23 protein-coding genes, 1 tRNA gene and 2 pseudogenes are annotated in these 24,125 nt (G+C 41.4%); 5 read left to right on the plus strand and 21 right to left on the minus strand.

The annotated features are described in order from the left end of the window. Positions 1-378: 378 nt before the first annotated feature. The 9 genes and pseudogenes from AB6D80_RS20070 to AB6D80_RS20110 all read right to left on the minus strand — a co-directional run bounded on the left by AB6D80_RS20070 (position 379) and on the right by AB6D80_RS20110 (position 8,370). Positions 379-1,632 (minus strand): HD-GYP domain-containing protein, encoded by a 1,254-nt coding sequence (locus AB6D80_RS20070; RefSeq protein WP_371702433.1) that lies wholly within the window; start codon positions 1,630-1,632, stop codon positions 379-381. 81 nt (positions 1,633-1,713) lie between these two features. Beyond that, the gene (locus AB6D80_RS20075; protein ID WP_372189388.1) at positions 1,714-2,121 is read right to left on the minus strand and encodes a VOC family protein; all 408 of its coding nucleotides are present in this window, start codon (positions 2,119-2,121) and stop codon (positions 1,714-1,716) included. 488 nt (positions 2,122-2,609) lie between these two features. Then, positions 2,610-2,965 (minus strand): annotated as a pseudogene (locus tag AB6D80_RS20080) (DUF3391 domain-containing protein); the annotation flags it as partial. 108 nt (positions 2,966-3,073) lie between these two features. Beyond that, the gene (locus AB6D80_RS20085; RefSeq protein WP_135444679.1) at positions 3,074-4,069 is read right to left on the minus strand and encodes a LacI family DNA-binding transcriptional regulator; all 996 of its coding nucleotides are present in this window, start codon (positions 4,067-4,069) and stop codon (positions 3,074-3,076) included. A gap of 108 nt (positions 4,070-4,177) precedes the next feature. Further along, on the minus strand, positions 4,178-4,933 hold the full coding sequence (gene chbG, locus AB6D80_RS20090) for a chitin disaccharide deacetylase (RefSeq protein ID WP_371702435.1): 756 nt from the start codon (positions 4,931-4,933) through the stop codon (positions 4,178-4,180). A 16-nt stretch (positions 4,934-4,949) separates the two neighbouring features. Further along, positions 4,950-6,272, minus strand: coding sequence for a 6-phospho-beta-glucosidase (locus AB6D80_RS20095; RefSeq protein WP_371702437.1), 1,323 nt, complete (start codon positions 6,270-6,272; stop codon positions 4,950-4,952). Positions 6,273-6,282: 10 nt separating this feature from the next. Further along, complete coding sequence (locus AB6D80_RS20100) at positions 6,283-6,594, minus strand: PTS lactose/cellobiose transporter subunit IIA (RefSeq protein WP_017100049.1); 312 nt, start codon at positions 6,592-6,594, stop codon at positions 6,283-6,285. 48 nt (positions 6,595-6,642) lie between these two features. Further along, a complete protein-coding gene (locus AB6D80_RS20105; RefSeq protein WP_017100048.1) occupies positions 6,643-7,977 on the minus strand; it encodes a PTS sugar transporter subunit IIC in 1,335 nt (444 codons plus the stop codon). Positions 7,978-8,064: 87 nt separating this feature from the next. Continuing rightward, a complete protein-coding gene (locus AB6D80_RS20110; RefSeq protein ID WP_029225390.1) occupies positions 8,065-8,370 on the minus strand; it encodes a PTS sugar transporter subunit IIB in 306 nt (101 codons plus the stop codon). A 247-nt stretch (positions 8,371-8,617) separates the two neighbouring features. On the opposite strand from AB6D80_RS20110, the gene AB6D80_RS20115 reads away from it, so the two are divergent. Continuing rightward, entirely contained in the window at positions 8,618-9,901 is a 1,284-nt protein-coding gene (locus AB6D80_RS20115) for a carbohydrate-binding protein (protein ID WP_372189391.1), read from the plus strand. A gap of 119 nt (positions 9,902-10,020) precedes the next feature. Here AB6D80_RS20115 and AB6D80_RS20120 read toward each other — a convergent pair. Beyond that, positions 10,021-10,105: transfer RNA gene (locus AB6D80_RS20120), tRNA-Leu, on the minus strand. 195 nt (positions 10,106-10,300) lie between these two features. On the opposite strand from AB6D80_RS20120, the pseudogene AB6D80_RS20125 reads away from it, so the two are divergent. Next, positions 10,301-10,396 (plus strand): annotated as a pseudogene (locus AB6D80_RS20125) (RDD family protein); the annotation flags it as partial. A gap of 232 nt (positions 10,397-10,628) precedes the next feature. Here AB6D80_RS20125 and AB6D80_RS20130 read toward each other — a convergent pair. The 4 genes from AB6D80_RS20130 to AB6D80_RS20145 form a co-directional block, all read right to left on the minus strand. Continuing rightward, positions 10,629-10,946, minus strand: coding sequence for a hypothetical protein (locus AB6D80_RS20130; protein ID WP_372189393.1), 318 nt, complete (start codon positions 10,944-10,946; stop codon positions 10,629-10,631). Between the two features lie 198 nt (positions 10,947-11,144). Next, complete coding sequence (locus AB6D80_RS20135) at positions 11,145-11,597, minus strand: hypothetical protein (protein ID WP_372049244.1); 453 nt, start codon at positions 11,595-11,597, stop codon at positions 11,145-11,147. 975 nt (positions 11,598-12,572) lie between these two features. Further along, on the minus strand, positions 12,573-15,587 hold the full coding sequence (locus AB6D80_RS20140; RefSeq protein WP_372189395.1) for a DNA-directed DNA polymerase: 3,015 nt from the start codon (positions 15,585-15,587) through the stop codon (positions 12,573-12,575). Between the two features lie 61 nt (positions 15,588-15,648). Further along, positions 15,649-16,119: a hypothetical protein gene (locus tag AB6D80_RS20145; RefSeq protein WP_372064681.1), complete on the minus strand. Its 471-nt coding sequence runs from the start codon at positions 16,117-16,119 to the stop codon at positions 15,649-15,651. Positions 16,120-16,786: 667 nt separating this feature from the next. Here AB6D80_RS20145 and AB6D80_RS20150 point away from each other — a divergent pair. Then, the gene (locus AB6D80_RS20150) at positions 16,787-17,041 is read left to right on the plus strand and encodes a hypothetical protein (RefSeq protein WP_004735348.1); all 255 of its coding nucleotides are present in this window, start codon (positions 16,787-16,789) and stop codon (positions 17,039-17,041) included. Between the two features lie 290 nt (positions 17,042-17,331). On the opposite strand, the gene AB6D80_RS20155 is transcribed toward AB6D80_RS20150, so the two are convergent. Next, complete coding sequence (locus AB6D80_RS20155) at positions 17,332-17,559, minus strand: hypothetical protein (protein ID WP_102557042.1); 228 nt, start codon at positions 17,557-17,559, stop codon at positions 17,332-17,334. Between the two features lie 314 nt (positions 17,560-17,873). Beyond that, positions 17,874-18,140 carry a hypothetical protein gene (locus tag AB6D80_RS20160; RefSeq protein ID WP_372189397.1) on the minus strand — a complete coding sequence of 89 codons (267 nt, stop codon included), beginning with the start codon at positions 18,138-18,140 and terminating at the stop codon, positions 17,874-17,876. A gap of 258 nt (positions 18,141-18,398) precedes the next feature. On the opposite strand from AB6D80_RS20160, the gene AB6D80_RS20165 reads away from it, so the two are divergent. Beyond that, positions 18,399-19,058, plus strand: coding sequence for a transcriptional regulator (locus tag AB6D80_RS20165; RefSeq protein ID WP_372189398.1), 660 nt, complete (start codon positions 18,399-18,401; stop codon positions 19,056-19,058). Then, entirely contained in the window at positions 19,059-19,289 is a 231-nt protein-coding gene (locus tag AB6D80_RS20170) for a WYL domain-containing protein (RefSeq protein ID WP_372189400.1), read from the plus strand. Positions 19,290-20,170: 881 nt separating this feature from the next. Here AB6D80_RS20170 and AB6D80_RS20175 read toward each other — a convergent pair. The 5 genes from AB6D80_RS20175 to AB6D80_RS20195 form a co-directional block, all read right to left on the minus strand. Next, the gene (locus tag AB6D80_RS20175) at positions 20,171-20,599 is read right to left on the minus strand and encodes a DUF2787 family protein (RefSeq protein ID WP_372189402.1); all 429 of its coding nucleotides are present in this window, start codon (positions 20,597-20,599) and stop codon (positions 20,171-20,173) included. Positions 20,600-20,865: 266 nt separating this feature from the next. Continuing rightward, on the minus strand, positions 20,866-21,345 hold the full coding sequence (locus tag AB6D80_RS20180) for a hypothetical protein (RefSeq protein ID WP_372099328.1): 480 nt from the start codon (positions 21,343-21,345) through the stop codon (positions 20,866-20,868). Positions 21,346-21,392: 47 nt separating this feature from the next. Then, positions 21,393-21,770, minus strand: a complete 378-nt coding sequence (locus tag AB6D80_RS20185) for a hypothetical protein (RefSeq protein ID WP_372189404.1) — start codon at positions 21,768-21,770, stop codon at positions 21,393-21,395. 102 nt (positions 21,771-21,872) lie between these two features. Continuing rightward, entirely contained in the window at positions 21,873-23,099 is a 1,227-nt protein-coding gene (locus tag AB6D80_RS20190) for a tyrosine-type recombinase/integrase (protein WP_372189406.1), read from the minus strand. Between the two features lie 172 nt (positions 23,100-23,271). Next, positions 23,272-23,541 carry a hypothetical protein gene (locus AB6D80_RS20195; RefSeq protein WP_372189408.1) on the minus strand — a complete coding sequence of 90 codons (270 nt, stop codon included), beginning with the start codon at positions 23,539-23,541 and terminating at the stop codon, positions 23,272-23,274. Positions 23,542-24,125: the final 584 nt, after the last annotated feature.

Raw genomic sequence — 24,125 nt, forward strand, 5'->3', positions numbered from 1 at the left:
AGATTGATAGGTTTAAATTGTTAAAGAGCTTCACTTGTTGAGCGTTCCTTTTAAGCAAGGAGCCTCTCGAAGTGGACGGCCATTCTAGCGTTTTAATTCTTAGTGTCAAACACTTATTGGGAATTAATTTCTACTTTTTAAAAGTAGGAGCGTTTAAACGCTTTAAGCTAGTTGCCTTACCAACATTCTTCGCTGAAGCCTTATGGCGTCTACCGTGTCAGTGAGGCGGCATTATAGAGATGCAGCTTTTATTGGCAAGCATTAAATGCGTTTTTTTATTAAAAAAAGAGGTTAAGTGAAGACATTTCAACCAAGGGCTCATTTATACAACTTTCAACCCAAGTTTCGAACAAACTACCCACAACAACCTGTGGATAACTACTCGCAATTATCAAAAAAGTAAGATAAACGAGCCCTAGGGTTTAGATATTCTCTAACTTGCTCCGGTAACTTGCTTGGATTAACTGCATTGACAATTTTTATCTCTTTAGTAAATAGGTCAATGATCGGGGCTTGGGTTCTTGGAACGCTAGGATCATAGATCAGTACGTTCGGATAAAGCATATGTTTGGCATTAACCGAAATCACGATTCCAATTGATTCATTGGAAAGCTGCACGACAGTACCCGGCGGATAGACTCCCATGAACTTAACTAATAGGCTCAAATTATCCTGACTATATAGATGTTTGCAGTTCTTATATAAGTGGGACAATGCCAAGTATGGGATCATTTGTTGAGATTGCGCTTTACCATGACAAAGATTATCGAATGCGTTAGCCACTGAAACTATTTTGGTAAGTTCATCTATCTCTTCTTCTTTTAAGCCTTCAGGATAACCAGAGCCATCATTCATTTCATGATGTTGAACGATTACTTTTTTGGCACTTTCAGGAAAGTCATCAATTCCAGAGACAATATCAGCACCATATTTCGTATGAAGTTTTAGGTAATTCTCTTCCGGTGCTGTCAGCGTACTCTGCTTTCTAAGTATTGCAGCTGGTATTTTGATCTTTCCTACATCATGGAACAAAGCAGCAAAAGAAAGCGCTTTCAATTGTTGAGTATTGTAGCCTTTAGCTTTACCTATCATTAACGCAACGACAGAGACATTTAATGTATGAAAGTAAATGTCTTCAAAGTCAGCTTTAGCATTCATAAGATGTAAGGTAACGCTATCGTCACTTGCCAGTATTTCAACAATATCATCAACTAGACTTTTAACCTCTCCTACCGCATCTATAGGTCGGTTACGAATTTTTGTCATTACTGAACGCATTCGAGCAAGCGAGCGCTCGAACTCTTTCTCACAATGACTGACTCTACGACGGTAAGAGCTTAGGGTTTCGATACGTTCATGCTTATCTTTCCACATCCTTTCAGTTTCAAGGCTTATCTGTAGATCTGAATCGGCCCCTTTCTCTATCTCGTGATTAGAAGGTAAAGGTGCAGTATCGCTTTGACTTAGATTTATATAGACATGCTTAATCCCAAGATGCCGAATTATTTTCACTTGAGCGTCATCTTTTATTTTGAAGCTGTTGAATAAAAATGGGTGTTCGTTCCATTTTAGGGGGAGTCGTATGTGTAGGCCGGGCTGGATGCGATCTACAGTAATCTTTATGCTGCCCATATTTATATAATATTGATTAATAATCTATATTTATAATTCTAATAAAACCACACGGGAATTTCACTATCCAATTTCACAGGTTCAACTTAAAGAATCACAATGCACCATCCAACGAATACCGAACTTATCTTCCACTTTACCAAATCTAGCGCCCCAAAACGTATCTGCGAGTGGCGTCATTATTCGCCCTCCTTGTTTAAGCTTCTCAAAAATTTTCTCTTGAGTCGCGGTATCCTCGGTAACCAAGGAAAGTGCCAGATTGTTCCCTTCAAGTTCTTTAGCTTTAACGCCATCAGACATCATGAGCTTCATACCAAATGCTTCGAACTCAGCGTGCATAACCCAACTAGGTTGTGCCCCCTCTATTACCTGAGGAGCATCACTAAAGAGTTGCTTCGATAAAACAACACCACCAAAGCATTTATGATACAAATCTAACGCTTCACTACAACGACCATCAAAAAACAAGTAAGGGGTTACTGTCAGCATATGTTTCTCCTCTATTAGTCCTTTAAACATAGACAATAGACGTGAGAATGACAGATAACATTCTGATTTAAGATAATTAATTTACTAAGGAATCGCATTACGAACGGAAACGATAATATTTTGGAATGGCACAATAAGAACTGACTGATTGGACAGGCGTTCCTGCCGCTACTACGAAGGCAACGTTTTCTGCTCTCCAGATACAACAAAGCCCCGACTTGAGTCGAGGCTTTGTCATCTAAATATGGTACCGCTAGGCAGGCTTGAACCGCCATGCCCGAAGGCAACGAATTTTGAAAGCGTGAAGGTTACCGATACTTACTTAGATCTACAGGTACCTGTTTTGTTCTCAGGTTGTCAGCAACTAGATCTAGATGTATCGGCTTAACTTTCGAGTATTCACATGACACTCGCACAACCAAAACCTGGACAGGATGAGTACAACCTCCCCCATTTAGTTCGCACAACGAAATTTATGGTAAATCAATCATTATTGAGGATGCTTGCGACAATTCTTTCTCACAATGACTGACTCTACGACGGTAAGAGCTTAGGGTTTCGATACGTTCATGCTTATCTTTCCACATCCTTTCAGTTTCAAGGCTTATCTGTAGATCTGAATCGGCCCCTTTCTCTATCTCGTGATTAGAAGGTAAAGGTGCAGTATCGCTTTGACTTAGATTTATATAGACATGCTTAATCCCAAGATGCCGAATTATTTTCACTTGAGCGTCATCTTTTATTTTGAAGCTGTGAATAAAAATGGGGGGTCATTCCATTTTAGGGGGAGTCGTATATGTAGGCCGGGCTGGGTGCGATCTACTGTAAGTTTAATGTCTGCCACTTTTCCACTACTGACTTTTCTTTATAATCTTTTAATAATAGATTTTGTAAACGAATTCATCAATAAACACGCCATGTAGATGGTGTGCAGTATGGCTTTAAATAGAAGCTATATGGGCCTCTCTGCTTTGCGTATTTTCAAATGAGTTTCAAAGAGCAGCTTGTTCTCTAATTGCTGATCCTTTACTAGTCCCATAAGTGTTTGTACTGCGGCTCTAGCCATATCACTGATAGGGAAATGTACTGCTGATACCGTTGGATAAAGGCTTTCACATAAATCAACACTATCAAAGCTCACCATCGAGATTTTCTCTGGGACCGGGATTTTATGTTCATGTAGAAATTGCATAGCGCCAACCGTCATCTCCTCACTACAAGAAAAAAGGGCGGTCATTTCTTGATGTCGTCTATATATAGCAGCCATTGCATCGTAACCACTTTGACGTCCGTAATCCCCTTCTTCACACCAGCTCTCATCAATTTCAATCCCTGCGCTTGTCATTGCATCGACATAACCAAGCTTCCTCAGCAAACTATTATGCCGTTGTGAAGGTCCCATAATACAAGCAATGTTTCTGTGACCATTTGTTATAAGGTGCTCTACAGCAATACGACTCGCACCATAATGATTAAACGTAACACATCGTTCTTCAATACCTTCTACATGGCGATCTAGCAATACAAATGGTGTCGGCAACTTGGCAAGTTCACGTAAGTCATCATCAGAAAGGTAGCGACTATGGAGCACATACCCATCACAGCGAAGATCATGAAAACGTTGAATCGCCTCTCGCTCACCATCTGCAGAATGATGGCCTTGCGCGGTAATCAGGAACTTTTCATGGGTGTCTAATTCAGTTTGAACTTGCTCCATCATCTCCCCAAAGAACCCACCTGTATAGTAGGTCACTAACAAGCCAACCATGTTGCTTGATGAAGTAGCGAGAGAGCGAGCAATAGCACTTGGGCGATAATTGAGCTGTGCCATGGCCGCTTCGACTTTTTTTCTTGTCTCGTCTCGAAACTTACCCTCCCCATTAATAATACGAGAAACGGTAGAGCGGTTTACTCCGGCGAGTTCGGCGACATCTTTAATCCTTGCCATATGACTACTTAATCCAACTACTTGTTTTATTGAAAAGGGAGACCAAAAATAAAGCGGCCACCAGCAAATCGTAAGGTGATTATAGGGGGTCGACGCTGGCAGCCTAAATCATACACTGACGGCTTGATGAGAAGAACTAAGTGCAGAGTAATCCGTGACTGCGATACCACACTGAAGAAGTTCCTGTTTAAGTATCGAAGAGGTCAGTACTTGTAGCTCCAACTCTCGCTGTAATGCGTAACCACTTTTATGTATTAGAGGTTTATCGATTTCTGCAGGATGGCACATCACTTCGACAATATCGTATTGAGCCTTTAGTCTGAGCAAGTTCCTCATTAGTCCATCTAAATTCACGCCCTGGTCGTAAAACTCATCAGTAAAGAAATATCGAGTAGAATTACTTTCATGGCATAGTCCACTCCCACGTAAAGGCACTCGATACTTTGCAGCAAGCTCCCTAATTACGGGCAGTAATTGAGGGTGAGTGTGTGCATGATGGTGGCTGTCGAGATGACTCAGGGATAAACCTAAAGCAAGGAAATGCTCTACCTGACTTTCAGCTTCTTCATACACTACCTTGGCATCGAAATCTTGTTTCTTCCACAGGTCAGCGTAACTAACAAACTCCTCCTTATTGTTGGTAAGATTAGGGTGCCCCGTTATTGGATCCCCCGCTGTAAAACGCAGATGCACGCCAATTTTTAAATCTGGATTTTGTTTCGCCAACTCAACAGCATGCTTCTCTGCATCCATGCCTACCATCATAGTGGTCGAGTTAACAACGCCTTGCTGGTGTGCTTTGATGATTCCAATATTTACTCCTGACGTTAAGCCAAAGTCATCTGCGTTAAAAATCACTTTCATGACGATACAACCTTATCTATAACGTTGTTAATTTGAATTGAGGAAGGTATGACGCATTGACTCTTAATATGTCATCCAAAATGGATTTCGCCCGACCAATATCAGGCACTAGCGGATTATTGGTCAACGCCATAAGTGCTTTGTCATAACTGCCTTCAACGGCGGCTTCAATCGCCAATTGTTCGTAAGCCTTCACTTGATAGAGCAAACCTTTGATGTTGTTAGATAGCTCCCCTACCGCGAGTGGTTTTGCCCCCCAACTACCAATCACTGCACTACACTCAATCACAGCACTATCTGGCAAACTGTTAATGGCCCCATTATTTAACACGTTAACGACGTGAATACTGTTGCGGTTGTTATAAATCGAATCAACTAGGTTCAATGACGCGTCGGAATAATAAGCTCCGCCTCGTTCCTCTAGTTCCTTCGGTTTATGGTCCAAATTAGGGTCTTGATACAACTTAAAAAGGGCTGATTCTGTTTCCATGACTTGTTCAGCACGGGTACCTTGCTCCCTAGCACTCTTTTTCTCTTCTGCTAACATAGCGTCGGTCTGATAAAAATAGCGATGGTAAGGACAAGGAATAGCACCTAAAGCTTTAAGGAAAGCAGGGTCCCATGGCTCTTCCCAAATATTTTTCATACTGAAGTTGGCACCATCTCCGACTTTTTCCAATACAGTTTGAGTAATATCTTCCCCTCTAAGCCATGCTTTGTGTACCCATACCAAGTGATTCAAACCTGCGAACTCAAGCTGCAATTCTTTTGGCTCACAATCCATCATTTCAGCGATCATCATCTCCATCGAGACTGGTACATTGCACAAGCCAAGACTCTTCACTTTGGAGTGTTTACTCACTGCTTCAGAAACTAAGCCTGCTGGGTTTGTGAAATTCAGCATCCATGCATTTGGCGCTAACTCTTCAATGTCTTTACAAATATCGAGAATCACAGGGATGGTTCGTAGTGCTTTGGCAAAGCCACCTGGCCCAGTGGTTTCTTGACCGATAACGTCATACTTGATGGGGATACGTTCGTCATTAGCTCGTGCAGCTAAGCCTCCTACTCTAAATTGAGTCATTACAAAGTCAGCACCTTTGATGGCTTCTCGACGATCAAATCCCGCTTTGATTTCAATATCGGCGCCAGCCTTGTCAACCATACGCTGAGCTAACCCTTTGATGATTTCGAGCTTCTCTGCCCCCACTTCGATATCAACAAAGTGCATTTGTTTCACTGGTAGAAATTCCAAGCGCTTGATAACGCCCTCAACGAGTTCTGGTGTATAGCTACTACCACCACCAATGATGGCAAGTTTGATTGCATCTCTCGACATAATTGCTTCCCTACTTCTCTGCAAGTTGCTTGTTCAATGCGACGATTTCAACGGCCATTTCTTGAGCCAATATTGTGGTCATTAAGTGATCTTGAGCATGCACCATCACTAAGGTCATTGGCACTTTGCCTTCTCCCTGATCTTCTTCAATTAGTTGAGTTTGAACCAAATGCGCCTTGTTAATACATTCTCTTGCTTGGGATAGCTTTTCTTCAGCCGTTGCAAAATCTTTTTCTCTAGATAGACGCAATGCTTCATAGCTTAAGCTTCTGGCCTCGCCCGCATTACAGATAATTTCCATTACCACTAATTCTTGTTCCATATCTTCTCTCCAGAAAGGAGGGCTGCCAAATGACAGCCCAAATAATCATTAGGCTGTCACGCCTTCGCCTGTTGGTTTTTCTGCATTTTTCGTTTCTTTATTAGTTGGTAGCTCTTGCTCCAGCACCTGTTTCTCGAACATTTTGAAGAAAGGTAAATAAATGAAAAGGTCGAGAATAAGAAGAGCAATAACCAACAACACTGGTGAGAACGTCCAACCACTACCCCATGAGGCCCCTATGATTGCAGGGGTTGTCCAAGGTGTTGTCGCCACCCCCATACCAACAAAACCAAGATGTATAGCAAAATAAGCGATGGTTGCGTTTAAGATTGGCGCGAAAACGAATGGAATAAACAAAATTGGGTTCATCACAATTGGGCTACCAAAGATCACCGGTTCATTGATTTGGAAGAAACCCGGCACCGCACTCATGCGACCTATACTTTTGAGGTGCGCTGAACGGCTGAAAGACATCAACAAGACTAGCGCTAGAGTTGCACCCGAACCACCAATGAAGATGTAGAAATCCCAGAAGGGCTGAGTAAATACATTTGGAATTGGTTGACCGGCAACAAACGCATCGATGTTGACGCTAATATTTGTAAGGAAGATTGGAGACAATAGTCCAACAACGATCGCTGCACCGTGAATGCCTGCAAACCATAATAATTGGCAAACAAGCAGCGCGCCGATGATCGCTGGTAAGGTATTTGAAGCACTGATCAGTGGTTTAAACATTGCCATCACCGCATCTGGGATCAGCATGTCGTATTGAGTCTGAACAAAAATACTTAATGGATATAACGTAATGAAAATCGCTAAGACAGGTAAAAGAACTTCAAAAGAACGAGCGATTGCAGGTGGGACCTGCTCTGGCATACGAATCGTAATGTTATGCTTCTTCATAAAGCGGTAGAGTTCTACCGAGAAGAAAGCACACATGACAGCAGTAAAGATACCAGTACCACCCATGTGCTTCATCGCCAAGGCACCATCTTTTGCAGGTGCAGCAACTAATAAAAAGCTCATGAGCGATAATACTGCGCTGGTGATTCCATCCATTTTGTACGCTTTAGCCAAGCTATAGGCGACCCCAAGCGAGACAAATATGGTCATTATCCCCATCGACATATTAAACGGCATCATAATAGTATCGAAATGCGTCGTCGCAAAGTCCAACCATATTTGACCTAAAGTAAACGAGGTACCCTCTTCAAATGGGGGGAAAGCAAAAATCAAAATAAAGCTACCGACAATAATAAACGGCATTGCCACAATAAACCCGTCTCTCATTGCTCTAACATGGGGCTGATTACCCACTTTAGCCGCTATTGGGGCTATATGCTTTTCGACGATTCCTATAATCGCATCATAAAGCTTCATAGAGTCCATCCTTATTTTCAGACAAAAGAATCCCGCACCAAACATTAATATTCAGTGGTACTCTTATTTATATTTAAAATTATTGAATTAGTTAATCAGATCTAAAGCTTGCTGTAGTACTTCTTCCCCTTTCATCATTCCATAAGCCTGGGGGGAAATCGCTTCTATATTTTTACCATGCTCTTGTGCGGTTTTACGTAGTTCTTCTAGCTGGAAACGAACCTGAGGACCAAGTAAGCAAACATCGTACTCTTTGATAGCCTCATCGAACGCGTTCACAGACAAAGCATTAATCTCACATACAATTCCTTGTTTTTCAGCTGCTTGCTCCATTTTCTTAACCAGCATACTGGTCGACATTCCTGCGCTACAGCATAAAAGGATCTTTTTCATAGCCTTACTCCCATTGTGTAAATTTCAACCTGCAAAAATTGTAGCAAAAATAACCAACTCAAAAAAGCGCAACCGGTTGCATTGTTCGTGAACTGAATCCCACTTTAGAAAATACGGCCTATTTTTTACTAATTATTTAGGTCTAGGATAAAAGCCAGAAAGAAATTAAAAGCAACAACCTATATTTATAACTATCAATATATTATTTCTGACAACGTCATAATTAATTTCTACTAAGGAATATAAAATGAAATTAAATAAACTGGCTATGATTACACTTTTAGGCACTGCCCTATCTCAATTTTCTCATGCCCAAGAAGCACCAAAAGGTACCATATATTTAACCTTCGATGACGGCCCTATTAATGCATCTATCGATGTAATTAATGTGCTGAATGAACAAGGTATTAAAGGTACTTTTTATTTTAATGCTTGGCATTTAGATGGCATTGGTGATGAAAATGAAGATCGTGCTTTAGATGCCTTAAAACTTGCTCTTGATACGGGGCATATCGTGGCTAACCACAGTTACGCACACATGATTCATAACTGTGTTGAAGAGTTTGGCCCTAACAGTGGCGCAGAGTGTAATTCAACCGGCGATCATCAAATCAACTCTTACCAAGATCCTGCTCATGATGCGGGTACTTTTACCGAAAACTTAGCCGTGTTAGAACGATACTTACCAAGTATCAACAGCTATCCAAACTATCGTGGAGAGGAATTTGCTCGACTGCCTTACACCAATGGCTGGCGTGTAACAAAGAACTTTAAGGCAGATGGTTTATGTGCAACATCTGATGATTTTAAACCTTGGGAGCCTGGTTACTTCTGTGACACTGAAAACCCCTCAAACAGTGTTAATGCCTCGATTGAAGTGCAAAACATCTTAGCGAATAATGGATACCAAACCCATGGTTGGGACTTAGACTGGGCACCTGAGAACTGGGGCATAGCGATGCCAGCAAACAGCTTAACAGAAGCAAAACCATTCCTTACCTATGTTAATGCAGCGCTTAATAGTTGTGCACCAACTACCATTAATCCTATCAACTCCAAAGCACAAGAATTTCCTTGTGGTACGCCGTTACACGCAGACAAAGTGATCGTGTTAACGCATGAATTCTTATTTGAAGATGGTAAACGTGGTATGGGAGCAACCAAAAATTTACCTAAGTTAGCTAAGTTCATTCAAATAGCTCAAGAAGCAGGATATGTCTTCGACACCATGGATAACTACACTCCGGTTTGGCAAGTTGGCAGCGCATACGCAGCTGGCGATTACGTCACTCACTCAGGCACCGTTTACAAAGCCGTAACGACACACGTTGCACAACAAGACTGGGCGCCATCTTCAACCTCTAGCCTTTGGACTAATGCCGACCCAGCAACCAATTGGACGCTAAACGTTGCTTATGAGGAAAGTGAAGTAGTGACATATCAAGGTTTACGTTACCTAGTAAACGTACCACACGTATCACAAGCCGAGTGGACTCCAAATACACAGAAAACCTTGTTCACAGCTCTATAGACTGTTCCTACTATCACCATGTAGTAGTTTGCGCGAGGCATACCCCTCGCGCTTTTTTCTTTTTGGGGATTCAGAAATAACAAAGCCCCGACTTGAGTCGAGGCTTTGTTATTTAAATATGGTACCGGTAGGCGGACTTGAACCGCCACGCCCGAAGGCAACGGATTTTGAATCCGTCGTGTATACCAATTTCACCATACCGGCATTATCTTGGGGCATTGCCCTTTCGATGTTTGGCATTATACGTATGCGAACTGATGTGGCAAGTATAAAAACTTGAATTCATGTGTGTTTGCCGATAATTTCGCCACTAAGTCATAAGCTGTGCGTCATGTCTCTTTTCACGCCAAGCCTTAGACTATATTCTGACGCCTAAATTTTTGAAGAAGTAATAACACCATGACATCAACAAACACAATGCCACCAGCAGGAGTAATGCGCCGACTTGGTGCCTTGTTCTATGACGCCCTTATCGTAATCGCTATTGAGATGCTGGAGATGCTACCGCAGAGCTGGCGACGGAATTGATAAACCATATACAGCCCCTCAAACAGTCCTCCAATCGCTTCAACACACTACCTCTTCAAAATCACGTTGCCTTCGGGCGTGGCGGTTTACAGTTATACACCTTAATTGATTCTGAAACCTCAGATTATCTCTAAGGAACTTCCCATATAATCAACCTATATAACATACCACTCTTTAACCATCAGGGAAGCTCAACCGTTTAACGCATATAATTCATCTGGTATACACATAGCAATAAAACCGTACCGATACTTTGAGAGTTATTGATACTATCTAAACCTTCCGTTGACGCTTCAGCACATGACATCAAATTCGCTGATATTTTTGCATTTGACTCAGATTGGGGATTTAAAATTCCCTTGCGATCCATATTTTTCACTAAGCTTAAAGTTGTTTCTGCTCTGACTTCTTTTGAAGACTTCCACCAAACTGACATATTACTATTGATATTTAGGGTCGCCGCACTAACTTGCACGAAAAAAGTGGAGAGTAGGATGATTAGTAAAACATTTCTCATATATGATATCCCGATAAAGATTAAAACCTAGCCAATTAAATCCCTGAACATAGCTGAATAAAGTGAGTTACGCTACAAGGAACATACAAAACCTGTATTTAGTAAAAATGAACATTACTATATTACAGCTTCAATAAATTCACCCATCAAGCGTTCGATCTGAAAGATAGTTTGTATAATGCTACTCTCGTAACTAGTCTACTTTACTTCGTTTTGATCAATATACTCTTTAAGGATATCTAGTTCTCCACACTCAAAGCAACACACCCTGCCTTTTTTTATTACAGAAGAACAATTAGGACATTGACGTCTCTTATAACGTGGATCATAGTAAGTTTCTTTTCGATAGAATTCATAACTTCGATCTTTACCCTCTACCTCTTTTGGTAATTCACAATGACAATGCTTACAAATTCGTGCACCATACTTTACTAGCTCTTTGCAGTTAGGGCAGAATTTTAACTTTCCCTGACTAACCGCCTTACGCTCGATAGCCGCATAATCTTTACCTAGAACTAGAAGAATAATCACTCCAACAGGTCCTAATAAAAAGCATACTCCTCCCCATAACAACGGTGAACGCTCATTTTTCCCAGCAAGAACAAAACCGAGCGCTACAAACACGAACCATATAATAAATTCAAACATCACAAAGCCCACCTATCACACAAAAAATCAAAAGCCGTTGATTAAAAAGGAAAGCTATCACAGCCACTTCACTTGGCTCAGCTACTGACACTCTCAGGTTCAGGTATTGCTGATTTATTCAGAAAGCGCGCCCACCTTCCACCATGATCACCAGTTTACTACCATTAACAAGCCACAAGCACTTATCAACAACGAAAGTAATTGCTCCAGAAGTGAAACCACCATATGATCCCATCTTTACGTCGTGCCATTCAACCCTCTACCAATAAGCATTTGAGTGCATTAAAACACAAATGATAGATAGTGAGAATAATAAATAGCTTCACCGTTCTCTAACTAAATAAACGACGTCCGAACTCACTTCAAACACAACTTCATTAGTGGTACTGCCAGCGGCACCGCAAGAGATACCGAACTCGCCACTCAAAAGACGATTATCAGCGCTATCAGAGCTCCAAATGTAAATATCAACCAGAGGAATTGACGACGTTTACAGCGAAGTGACGAAGCGTACAGGGAAGTCCTTGAAATGAATGGACCAATTTCCTAATTATCGGAAATTGGTATTTAAGCCCACACAGTAACCGAACAAGCAAATGTGTTGATGGCAACACTCTCCCCTCAAACGTCAGTGATTAGAAATTTATATCTATAATATTATTCTTAATAACTCGGCCAAGAGGGGGTGTTGTATTATATAAATGTTAGTAACGGCGGGAAGTTTTTTAGAACCTTACCGCAAATAGAAGATTGAACAGCACCACCGAACCACGACATGACACTGACGTAAAAACACGACCTAAGCCCATGGGTTCAACCAAGACAACCTCCAAATTCATCAACCAACATCGCTATAAAAATGACTCAAGCGGGACCTGCACATAACCATGGAATGAACAACACATACAACCATGTCTGATTCTTGGTACGCATGAACAATGACCTCACCCAACTTACAGTAGGAAGAGGCCACAAACATCACTTATCCCTTGCAGATGCAACCAACGTCATCACTCCATCCAACTCTTCAGGCATGAAAAACATCTCCACCTCCATGTCCGGAAACTCTCCCATCAACCAAATAAGCATTGGGATTAATTTAGGTGCAGCAGGCATCATATTGGCAACAACTTGACGCCCTTTAGCGTTACTAAAGTCCTTACCTAGCGTTGAGTATCCGGCGCGAGTAAACAGTTCTGCTAAATCCGGATAGGTTCGCTTAACACCATCGACCGTATCTTTAGTCATACCCCATAAATCATTCGTTATCGCGGTCATCACATAACGCTTAAAAATACCTTCAGAGCTATCATCTTCATACTTTTGTCCTTTTACCTCCATCACCGCTTTTATTTTGTAAAAGTCCATCCAGTTACGCCAGTCATCCATTGTTTTAAGGCAATTACCCCCGACTCGCTCTTGATTAGGCTTCTTACCGACTAACTGTCCTTTCCGCCAACCGTCGAACGCAGAACGAGCCTTTTCTCCTTCGATATGGGTTTGCCATGGCACCGTATCAAAAGTTAGATGACTGACCACTTCACCTGTCACAGGGTTGCGAACATCCAACATAGAGGGGTTCACTGGACGTCGTTTAAAATCAAAATCCAGATTTAAGTACTTATCATGCTTAATTTCAATTAAATCTAATTCATGCAGATACATATCTCGCTCAGAGACAATACAGTTATTGGCTATTTTTTCAGACGGTTGTCGGTTTAAGAATAGATTTACCATCCAATCATTTTCATTTGGACAATCACGAGGAGGTTTAATACCTGCCTTCGCAGTAACAGGCTTTTTATATAACCCTGACATATCTGAATTAGCCCCATCATCTTCCATCATTTCGGCGGTAAGTTGACCACGGGTTTTCATGGCAATGATTTGCTTAACCTGATGCTTTAAAACAAGTGCTTCATCGTCACCAAACATGGCACATAACGCTTTAAATCGAGCGGTCGTGGATTGGTAGGTTTTACCATTGACACGGTACACATCTATCAGCATGGAGTCTGCATTATCCAAGTCAGTAAGTAGCCCATCTGTTGTCGCGCTGTAAACCGTCACCCCCTCATCGACATTGGCCAATAACTCAGATAAGACACCGCGAATAAAACCAGTTACATGGGACGAAAAATATGAATTGGTCACAGGAGAAGTGCCCGATGCTTTACTCAAGCCTGTTTTCGTATCAAATTTATTACGTTGAAACCCCACTCCGGAGGCAATTTTCCCATATAACGTGTTCCCTACGTCTTTCACAATTTTCTCTTCAAACGTCCCTTTATGCCTTTTACGCAGCTTACGAATGACCTTGGTAAAGGGCTCAAAAACAGGCTCTGCATCATCTGCCCACGGGATAATATCACCGTAGAGTATTTCAATTTCACAGCCCATGTTATAGGCCACGGCGATTTCAGGAGCAGTACAATAAGTCTCCCCTTCTAGCGGATAATACAATCCATAGACTTCTGTTCGTACAGGCAACGAAGGGAATCTCGTCCCCGCTTTAAATTTGAACTTCACATAGGCAAAGCCCATAACATGACCAAGGTAATCGTCAATCTTGGTTGATGAGAAAGCGGCACGATAATTCACAGGTAAAATATCTACAAGCCCCGTCGTATACGCTCCAGCTAAATCCCAATCACTGATCTTTCCAACTGGAGAAGGCCCAAAATAGTAATCTTCATTACGCCCGCCAAAAAAACACCGGCGAGCGGTGGCCTCATTTCGATCTCGCTCACCTGACAAAACAAGAAGCTTACTAGGGATCGAACGGTGGTTACGCTCATCCCATTTATAAGAGATCACTTCTTCCATGCCAAAAATGTTATTCAACGACGCACTAGCGGGTAACACCGAGTCATCATTTACCTGAACTTTCTTTGCATAGTCATCAGCAAAGACATTCTTAAACAGGGAGACCGATAAGTTTCCTAATGTGTTGGGCAAATACTTAATACGATTGGAGGCAGGGCGTTGTTCATCGCTACCTTCATCCTCAAACACATCATTGAGTTCCGTCAGCGCAAAATCTTCAACATAACGTCCATATTTAACCGCAATTTCTGCGTCTCTAATGGCATATTGCTCATACACCCCTTTGTTTTCTTTTAATAACTTACTCATTTTTTCGATAGAGTAACCATCAGGGATCTTGATTTTAGGTATACCAATGGCATCACCAATAACATCAAGTGAGCAGCGTCCGGGAGAGAGAAATAGCGTATCTTTAAGATGTAACGTGGTCTTCACTGTCCGTTTACTGTTGTCCTTATAGGAAACGAATCTAGGTTTATATTGGGAAGCACCAATTGCGCGTAAATCCAAACCATAATCACCGCGAGCACTATTAACCGCATCTTTTGCCGCATCGAGCTTGTTACTCTTGATATTCCAATAAGCATGAAATGACGCAAGATCGGCTCTCATAAAATGAGCATAGATGAAGGTTTTTTCAGGATACTCACTGATCCAACCATGTTTCTTGGCTCGATTAATGATCTTGAAAATATAATCATTAAAATCAAAACGATCTTCTTTCTTAGTGCTCTTAGGGTAATCAACACCCTTAAACTCGCGTCCATCAGCAGTAAGTAGACAGTATTGATAAGATAAAATCAGGTTACATTCGTTTTCCTCATCATATTCAAATTCGGTATCAATACCGATATGAACATTCCCACCCTGTGCTTGTAGATATTTAAACCGAGACTTACGAGCAGACAAGTGCTCGGTTAACTCTTTAGCTACAACGCCCTCTTCTTTAATGGGTTGTTTTCTACTTTTTAGATACTCACCTAACTCAAGCGTACTATCTCGTTGATACTCGGGCTCAAAGCGATAACGCCAAGTATCAATAAAATCCTGAAGCTGCGCGCTCGTAGTGGCACGTTCGGTAGCCTGAGCACCTAATATAGGTGAGAAAGAAGTCGTCGAGACATATTCTTTTTCAGCATTATCTGAAGACGATAGTGATTTGGTCATACTAAACACCAATATTGATAGAAAGTGGATAAGGCTAAATGTGTCCTAGCCCGTCGCTCAATTAACGTAAACCCAACTTATCCCAATCAGGTTGGTAGACCTTAGTTTTAGACACCTGTACCTCTAGTGCTTTTAGTAATTCATCCTTGAAAATTTCATGCTGACTTTCATCTGGCAGACTCACAAAATCAACAATTTCATCACTGTCATTACGCAAGATAAACCCCTTGTAGGTCGATGTAATTAGTTCAATCGCCATGATTTGCCCTTTACGCAATAAGTTACCATTAGGTAACTCAATGAAATGGTCCCCTTTCTGAACGACCCCGTTTAGTAACCCTATAGCGAGTTTTTTAAATACTTCACCAGCAACGTTTTCACTATCGTATTGCTTAAAATCGATTGTTTTAGAGTGCTTACCAAGTAAAACAATTGTCTCCTCGCACAATAAAGCACCTTGAATTGTCTGTATTGAGCGTTCAACACCACTAGGTGTCTTGATAAAACCAGTTTTACTTTTTGTTTCAGCCATTTGTTTGATATCCCTAAATGAATAGACGGACATCATATTGATTTTATATACCGACACTGTATTGCAACTCACAAATCAACGAAATTCATCACATCATGCGCATTTTTCAGTGCTATTGCGCAGGTCATTTAGCAATAAAAACCATTAAAAATAGTACGTTAGTTAGTGACCTAATAGATTTATATGGGTAAGAGTATTAGCTCAACCTTTCTTTGATTGTATTTACCCTCTCAATTTAAATCTGTAATCAGTCTAGAGTGGTCATCTACCCGCCTATCAGATTGACAGATACAGGAGTGGATATTGATGCTTAATTAGGCACCTAGGTTCTTGGGTAGCTTCCACTTGGTGGAAATCCATCACGGCAATGGAGTCAGTCAATCTCATCAAATCATGGGGTAAAGCTGGGGAAATTAAGCATCTTGATTACATGAAAGAATGCCGCGGGTAATCTCTTACCCATATAAATATTCCAGACACACAATTTAGTCACTATAAAACAATCGCTTACCAAGACTCCATCTGCGACAAACCACCCTATTTAGCGCGTATAATTTAAAATAACTCTCACTTTCTCGAGCCGTCGTTTCAACAATAAATTAGTAATAATTTTAATTAGCCCACACGATTTTCTGTTGGGTGATGTCGTTCATGAGGAATTAGAGATATGAGTACGTTTGATTTGTTTGTAGAAGAATTTAAAGCCCGAGTGATTATCAAGGCTAATCAAGGTCAGAAAGCACGCCTTGTTGAATTTGATACCACCGTTTGTGATGTTGCGTCTGAGCATGGTGCTATACCTGATATCGCTAGAATACGAGGTTACTTTGCTCAATGCTTGTCTAAGAAGACGAATTGGGGTTGTCGTGAAGTTATTCGAGTATTTGAAGGCGCTGTGTTTAAAATCAGGGGTGATGGTTGATAATGACCATCCATTCTTTCGTGTGTGTATGTTTGTATCAGTGAGTGATTTATCCGCTGATATAGATATAAATATAAGGGGTGAGGGGGTTAACGCAGTTAAGCCACCCCTTATATTTATAGAATCCTCTTCAAAAAAATTTATTCACGGTGAGTCTGGAAATGGGAAAGCTTCAACGAGAACATGAACTGGTACTTCACAGAGGTGAAAAAAAGGTTTGATGATTATCAATAATGACGTTATCGGCTTAATGCTGATAACGTCATACCTGTTTCTATGTTGAATCCCCTTTAATCTTCAGGGCCTACACACGCGCCCACGACCCCACCAACGACTAGACCAACCGCAGCGCCTTGAACACCATATGCTCTAGCACCAAGTGACATTCCAATCAAAGCCCCACGCTCTGAACCGGATGTACTAGGGCGAATTTTCACCTTAGTCGTTGGATACTCACGCTCAATCTCAATAGCCTTCATCGGTAACGATGATTGCCCCAGTGTTAATAAATTCATCATTGTATTACCTCTATTTCTCTGCAATTTTCATTGCTACAAACAAAGAAAGGGCCATGCTCAATGCAGAACATGACCCTTTCGATTTTTATTAAAGCCGCTTTAGTGAGAGTGACCGCACACCTGACAGCTACCATCATCATATGCACGCTCACCACATGCAGGACAGGTTGTAACTAATGTTTTTATTGATTTAATCGCCATGTAAAGGCACCTTCTTGTTGGTTTATTGGGTGTTGCGGAGCTCATTGATACCTCAGCCTAGAGAGTTCCAATTTCGAAACTGAGGTATCGTGAGCCAAGCTCCGCAACAAATTTTATTGTGCTTTACCTTTCGGGGTATCAGAGCCGCATTGAGTCACATCAGTGACATGACCATTCAGAGTTCCGCAGACATCGGCTTTCCATTGCACGATGACACCGTAAGACGCTGTATTCTGAATACCAGCCTTACCATTCCATTGTGGCTCTAGTAGCTCTTTCATTTTAGAGATATCGCCCGGATTACCGCAGAACGTGCCACCTGCGAATACCGAAGATGCGAATAGCGAAGTTAGACCTAACAGGATGATTGATGTTTTCATTGTTGTTTTTCCTTAAATACGTAATGACGCCACCGATAAAGACGGCGTTAACGTGATGGATGATTAGTTTAAAGAGGGTGAACGACAGGGTGTGTCGCTCAGATGTAGAAATATTGAAATGATTGATGAATGCCTTGTAAGACATACCTTGAGGTAACCGATGAAAGCTATAGCAATATCAGTAACCTTATAAAAATTAACTAGAAATAATCAGGTTCTTTCTCAGTGCGACACCACCTGACGAGTGACCTATCTACAATGCGTAGAATGAAAGAGCATGACAAACTAGCGAAACGACTTGGCATTATCCTTACCCGTTTAAATACAGGTGAGAAGTTACATCTGGAAGATTTAAGTCGTGAGTTTGGGGTGGCAAGAAGGACGTTAAATCGTGACTTCAATGAACGGTTAAATTACCTACCTATACAACGTGACGGATCTTGTTACTCGTTAGACCCTAAGTTCTTAAGCAGACAGAGCAATAACGAGCTATCTCTCCTGCTGTTAAACATGGGATTCGATACGTTGTTTTCAGGTAAGCACTATCTAAGTAATGGCGTATTGAACAATAAAACCACACCACCCTTTCTCTTCAAGAACCCACAAGTCGAGGACATTAGTGAATGTGCTTCGGTGTTCGAGAAACTTATCGAATCGATACAACGAAGAAACGTGATTAGCTTTAGCCATGAAGGGAAAACCTACGATGAGTTCCACAGCTACAAACTGTTGAATGAACGCAGATTGTGGTTCATTGTCGGGACACAGAGAAACCGCCTAGAGTCTCTCAGAGTGGCTAAGATTCGTGAGTTAGTGCGTTACAAGGATAAATACTCTCCCGACTCTAGCGTTGAGCAGAAGCTAACTGGTTGTGGATATGAAGATGAACGACTCAATCCCGTTGAAGTTCTTATATAGATGAGCGTTAAAGTCGTGGAAGCTTTCTTAAATGAAGGTAACGCTGATGACTTCCAAGTATTGAAAGAGCTGGATTCAGGGGATGTGTTCATTAGTCACCAAACCAAGAACATTCCAGAGTTAATACGCCAACTTAAAACGTGGCTACCTCATGCAGAGGTGCTCTCACCTGATTGGATACGTTACTTGTTGAAGCAAGAACTCCAAGTTTATCTAGACTCAACCAAGTAGAAGACACAGAGTAGATTGAAGTACGTCGTTGGGTTTGTTGATGGTTCGTTGAGATGAAATGCAACTACCAAGACATAATGTTGTTTCTGTTCTCTGTTGTAGTCACTCCATGCCATAAAGAAACAACTATGCACCGGTTTTTAAGCTTTCGATGTTAGATATGGGAACTGGGGTATTTTACCAAACTTCGAACCGATACCAGCTAAGGGAAGACTCAAAACGATGCTGTTTTTCAGCGAACGGTGACTAACTAATAAATAACTGCGCTTTGAGCAGGTTGAATATATAGGGGTATTACTATGAGAGCTGATGCTAGAACTCTGCTTCAAATCACTGAATCCAGTCCATATCTGTTTATCGTCGATATCACCAATGTCGCTGTGGTGGTTATCTTGAGTCAGATAACTTGGTTATTTTAGTGAGAATGTTTTAATGGATTGAACTTGTCATTGAGCTTATAAATGACAAGTTCCTATTCCAATCAATGCTTATCTCTGTCATTCAGTGAAACACCCATTTCGACCTTGTTTCTAATGCCAACAGTGAAAATGACCAAGTTTTCACTCCGAGCTGTAAACATTGAATTAAGGTGCGCTCTTGGCGCTGTAATTAGAACAGATGACTATGAAAAACCTCCGGGGAAGTTGTTCTCAATACCTCTATACGTTACGCGCCATAGCTAAACCTAAACACTCGCTCCCATTGCTTCCAGATAGCAATGGGAGTCTTTAATAACAAAACACCGGCTACCCCAATGAAAAAGGCTTCCCATCACCCCATAAGTTACATGGCACAATGGGAAGCCTTGATTTCACTAGGAAGTGAGAGGCGGATTTTATGGTGCATACATGGTGCTTTCAACTTGATTCGTTAGTGATGGACTAATCCACCGTGACTTTTATCTCATCAAAGCAGTCCATTCCGATGTAGCTTAGAAAGTTGGTTTCCCACATCGAATAGAACTCAGCGACACTGGATTCAGTAATGGGAACTTCACCCATGTATCGAATGAAAGCCACACCATGACCAAAATCAAAGTCGATTTCTTTCTCAAGTTCAGGCATCAATCCACAGTAACTAAAGTCAGTGATGTAGTCGAAAACCCATTGGTCACCAAGTCTACTAATGGAAATCTCAATAGGGTGGTATCCACCGTTCTCAGAGCTATAGCTTGTATCTCGGAAGTTAATCACGATCGATTGGATCATGGGTGTCCATTTGCCTGATTCACTGATCACTCGGTTTAAAGTATCTTGAAGACTAGTTGATATCGGTAACAAAAGACGCTCAACGTCAAAAGTTAAGTTCATAATGAATTCTCTTTTAGTTTGTTAGGGATGCACTCTTGTGTAGTGCGCGGTATGAAAATTGGGAAGTGGCTTGGTTCGAAGTGAGCATTCTGAACCCGTCATTAACTCTTCCACTGATAACTCAAGAAATTTGAAATCCGTCGAGTGGTGATATCAGTGGTGACTGTATTACTCATCGTTCGTTGGTGGTAATCGCCTGATGAAGTAAACAGATTACAACTCATCGACCTAGCAAATTTCTTCTGTCGTCTTACTGTCTGGTAGAACTATTTTTTCTTAGATGTGGTTTGAGATTTGGCGAGTGCCAGTAATGCACTTTTCTTATCTTCGAAGTCTGTTGAAAGTACATGTAAGTAGCGAGATGAATCCGTTTTTGATGCTAAACCTAAGTCCCGAATTATTACAGAACAGAACGAATGGTTGTTTGCTGAACCTCCATTAAACAACTGCTTGTACAGCTGACTTTTCCATGGTTTATCTTTCTGCGCTTCTATCAGTTCAAGCATTGCTATAACGGGTAGCCACTCTTTTGAATGGAGCCCTGCGCCACCCTCCTGCCCTGCAATCCTGAAATAGAGTTGCTTTTCTTCATTATGCAACGCCACTTCGTACAAGACCTTGCCAGTCCCTGCTAGTTTCGGCGCTGCACCTGTTAATACGATTTGTTCGAAATGATTAATCTCTTGGTGCTGCTCATCTTGAGTGCCAGCATTAGGGAAGTCTGGGTCTACTTTGCGTTGGTTCATAGATATTCTCCTGTCGGTGATAATGTGAAATATTGCTGCGTGAGTGACTACTCGCCATCAACCTGAGTCAATAGCGTCTGAATTGGATGGAGCTGAGTACTGGTGTATCCGGCTAGGTAACAACCTGAGCCATGATCGTTAAGAACCCCTAGAGCAATGACCATAGAGCCGATAAGCAGCACGTACTCTGGGAGGTTAATAACGAAATCAATCAGGAGCTTGGTTTGTTCATCCATATGATCGAGGTCTTGATTGGTATCACTCTCATCGAACAAAATCAGAGTGATGCCTATTTCGTCCCAACTTTTCTCTAACTCATTTAAATCTCCATCTGTCACTTCAGCTAAATGACCAATTAGATTTTCCTTATCAGAGTTCGCCATTTTCAATGCCATTAACTCCGTAAAACTTTTTATTACTTGCATGTATTTTCCCTTATTCCAGATACGAAAAAGCCCCTACTAGCGAGAGCTGGTAGGGGCGTATATATAATTCTTATATATGTTTGATTTTAAGGTTAAAACTATCTAACTGATACGATGTGCCAGTCTTGGTGCCTGTTCTTTCAATACCGAAGACAAAGTGTCCGAGCTATTGAGCAGTTTTTGTTGGGAATGTTTGACATACTTTTGGGTGCTATTCAAGTCTTTATGATTCATGAGACGCTGCACTGTTAAAACATCAACACCATTCTCTATTAAATTTGTAGCAAAGCTATGACGTGCCACATGAAAACAAACTTCATGAGGGTTCTTGATCCCAGCCCTCTCTTTGATACGCGTAAAAGCATTGCGCGGTTGTGATATGTAGCTTCTCTCCTTTCGACCAAAGAAGACGTATGGATTGCCTTTTTGTCTCATGTTTAATAGCTCCCGGAACAGTTCGACCATAAATGGCGTCAGCGGCACCGTCATACTAGATCCGTTCTTGGTATCAGGAACGAACATGGTTTTATCAATGAGGCTGATATCTTTCCACTTTCGGGTTCGAAGTTCAGAGTCCCTACATCCGGTAAGAAACAGAAGCGCTATGAAGTTTCCAGTCACACGACAATAGTAATCTCGTGATGTACGTATCACTGCGGCTGTTTCTTCCATGGTTAAGTAACGAGTCCTCATGTTATCTGGATTGATAAGCGACACCTTATCGCCAATGTAGGGTATGTCTAAAAGGCGGTATGCTTCCTTTAGAACAGTTTTCATCAGGGCAATGGTGCGGTCTACAGTGGCTGCTGCGTACTTCTTGCCGGGGCGATACTCTGTTGCTAGTAGCTTTGCTTGAACTTGATGAAGATGGACTCCTGTTATCTTATCGATAGGCTTCGTATGTAGGTGCTTCCAGTGCTCAAACCTAGCAATATCATCACGCCACGTTTTCTTACCTTTGCTTTTCTTAGAAACAATAAAGGTATCGTGAAAGAAGTCGTATAAGGTCGGTACTTGAGTTTCGACTTGCTTATCCCTTTCAAGTTTAGGGTCGATACCATCGGCGATTTGTACCTTTAACTTACGAGCTTTGTTTCGAACAGTGGGTAAATCGACATCTGGCCATTGACCGAGTGCAATGCTGGATTTTTTCTTTGAGATTGGCGATATAAACCTTAGTAGGAAGCGCTTCTTACCAGATTTGCCGATAAGCAATTTCAAGCCCTGCACTTCGGTATCAGAGACTTCATTGTTGGTGGATTTAGACCGTCTATCGTGGGGAGGAATGTTGTTAAGTTTAGTTGGGGTAAATTTGAATAGTTTACTCATGTGAATACCTCAGTGGTTAACTAAGGTATTCACATATGCTTTCAAGTTGCGCAGTCGCGGGATGACTAGAGGGAAGCTTGTGGCTCGTTTTTGCGCCGAAATCAATAGTCCAAAAACTCTGCATAATTTAAAGGGCGGCGATTTCCCTATTAAATATTGCCCTAGCCCATAATCACTTTGTTAATATGTCAACAAGGTGATATTCAGTACCTGATAGTTTCTGGTTTATCAATAAAGCAATTTTACTACCATCAGCCGCAAGCGAGATGACTTTAAGCTTAAGAACCTCTCCATTAAGGGTGATACTATCTTTACCTAGCGATATGGTTGAAGTATTAACTGATAACTCACCGAAATGACCTGTCATGTTTGGATCTTTATCAACGTTAGTTTGTGTAATAGTGAACTGAGCATTGTCTATTTTGGTGGTAACTGTATACATGATCCGCACCAGAAATTTTGGACACTGAGTTAAGTGAGTGTTCGAGGTAAGAGATAATTTCTTATCTATAATTCGAACTGGAGTAGTAAGGAACTGCAAAACAGAACGACAGTTTATTAGAGCTAAAACATAGCTTGTAATCACTCTGAAGCCCCAGAAATTTTTGAGTTAGATAGTACTTCGGTGGTGCTGTTCTCCGCTTCCGACAGTAGCGTGACAGTACCTTTTCGGTTTTGCTGTCTTGAGCATCTAACCATCAAGCTTTGAGGATATTCTAAATTGGAGACACACTAACGCTTTTCGGTTTACCGCTTTGACCGCAGTGACTAGTAAAGCTTAGGTTCTGGTTTTGCTGTTCTATGTTTAAGTTGGACAGGAAGTTGTCAGTAAAGAAGAGATAAAAGGAATTGAGAAGAGATATTTTGAAGTGTGATGGAGGTTGTATTTTTGCATATTCTGAATGTAGAAAAGCCTCGATAAGAATCGAGGCTTTTCATTAAAATTCTTTATAAATTAGTAACTTAGGAATTTTTGAATCCGTCGTGTATACCAATTTCACCATACCGGCATTATCTTGGGGCATT

Origin of the sequence: Vibrio sp. 10N.247.310.17 (assembly GCF_041466605.1) — a bacterium.
GTDB classification, from domain to species: domain Bacteria; phylum Pseudomonadota; class Gammaproteobacteria; order Enterobacterales; family Vibrionaceae; genus Vibrio; species Vibrio tasmaniensis_A.

What these genes read in the sequence shown, in the direction of transcription:
- AB6D80_RS20070 (WP_371702433.1), bottom strand. Translation starts at nt 1,632, where the DNA reads ATGGGCAGCATAAAGATTACTGTAGATCGCATCCAGCCCGGCCTACAC.
- AB6D80_RS20075 (WP_372189388.1), bottom strand. Translation starts at nt 2,121, where the DNA reads ATGCTGACAGTAACCCCTTACTTGTTTTTTGATGGTCGTTGTAGTGAA.
- AB6D80_RS20085 (WP_135444679.1), bottom strand. Translation starts at nt 4,069, where the DNA reads ATGGCAAGGATTAAAGATGTCGCCGAACTCGCCGGAGTAAACCGCTCT.
- chbG (WP_371702435.1), bottom strand. Translation starts at nt 4,933, where the DNA reads ATGAAAGTGATTTTTAACGCAGATGACTTTGGCTTAACGTCAGGAGTA.
- AB6D80_RS20095 (WP_371702437.1), bottom strand. Translation starts at nt 6,272, where the DNA reads ATGTCGAGAGATGCAATCAAACTTGCCATCATTGGTGGTGGTAGTAGC.
- AB6D80_RS20100 (WP_017100049.1), bottom strand. Translation starts at nt 6,594, where the DNA reads ATGGAACAAGAATTAGTGGTAATGGAAATTATCTGTAATGCGGGCGAG.
- AB6D80_RS20105 (WP_017100048.1), bottom strand. Translation starts at nt 7,977, where the DNA reads ATGAAGCTTTATGATGCGATTATAGGAATCGTCGAAAAGCATATAGCC.
- AB6D80_RS20110 (WP_029225390.1), bottom strand. Translation starts at nt 8,370, where the DNA reads ATGAAAAAGATCCTTTTATGCTGTAGCGCAGGAATGTCGACCAGTATG.
- AB6D80_RS20115 (WP_372189391.1), top strand. Translation starts at nt 8,618, where the DNA reads ATGAAATTAAATAAACTGGCTATGATTACACTTTTAGGCACTGCCCTA.
- AB6D80_RS20130 (WP_372189393.1), bottom strand. Translation starts at nt 10,946, where the DNA reads ATGAGAAATGTTTTACTAATCATCCTACTCTCCACTTTTTTCGTGCAA.
- AB6D80_RS20140 (WP_372189395.1), bottom strand. Translation starts at nt 15,587, where the DNA reads ATGACCAAATCACTATCGTCTTCAGATAATGCTGAAAAAGAATATGTC.
- AB6D80_RS20145 (WP_372064681.1), bottom strand. Translation starts at nt 16,119, where the DNA reads ATGGCTGAAACAAAAAGTAAAACTGGTTTTATCAAGACACCTAGTGGT.
- AB6D80_RS20150 (WP_004735348.1), top strand. Translation starts at nt 16,787, where the DNA reads ATGAGTACGTTTGATTTGTTTGTAGAAGAATTTAAAGCCCGAGTGATT.
- AB6D80_RS20155 (WP_102557042.1), bottom strand. Translation starts at nt 17,559, where the DNA reads ATGATGAATTTATTAACACTGGGGCAATCATCGTTACCGATGAAGGCT.
- AB6D80_RS20160 (WP_372189397.1), bottom strand. Translation starts at nt 18,140, where the DNA reads ATGAAAACATCAATCATCCTGTTAGGTCTAACTTCGCTATTCGCATCT.
- AB6D80_RS20165 (WP_372189398.1), top strand. Translation starts at nt 18,399, where the DNA reads ATGCGTAGAATGAAAGAGCATGACAAACTAGCGAAACGACTTGGCATT.
- AB6D80_RS20170 (WP_372189400.1), top strand. Translation starts at nt 19,059, where the DNA reads ATGAGCGTTAAAGTCGTGGAAGCTTTCTTAAATGAAGGTAACGCTGAT.
- AB6D80_RS20175 (WP_372189402.1), bottom strand. Translation starts at nt 20,599, where the DNA reads ATGAACTTAACTTTTGACGTTGAGCGTCTTTTGTTACCGATATCAACT.
- AB6D80_RS20180 (WP_372099328.1), bottom strand. Translation starts at nt 21,345, where the DNA reads ATGAACCAACGCAAAGTAGACCCAGACTTCCCTAATGCTGGCACTCAA.
- AB6D80_RS20185 (WP_372189404.1), bottom strand. Translation starts at nt 21,770, where the DNA reads ATGCAAGTAATAAAAAGTTTTACGGAGTTAATGGCATTGAAAATGGCG.
- AB6D80_RS20190 (WP_372189406.1), bottom strand. Translation starts at nt 23,099, where the DNA reads ATGAGTAAACTATTCAAATTTACCCCAACTAAACTTAACAACATTCCT.
- AB6D80_RS20195 (WP_372189408.1), bottom strand. Translation starts at nt 23,541, where the DNA reads ATGTATACAGTTACCACCAAAATAGACAATGCTCAGTTCACTATTACA.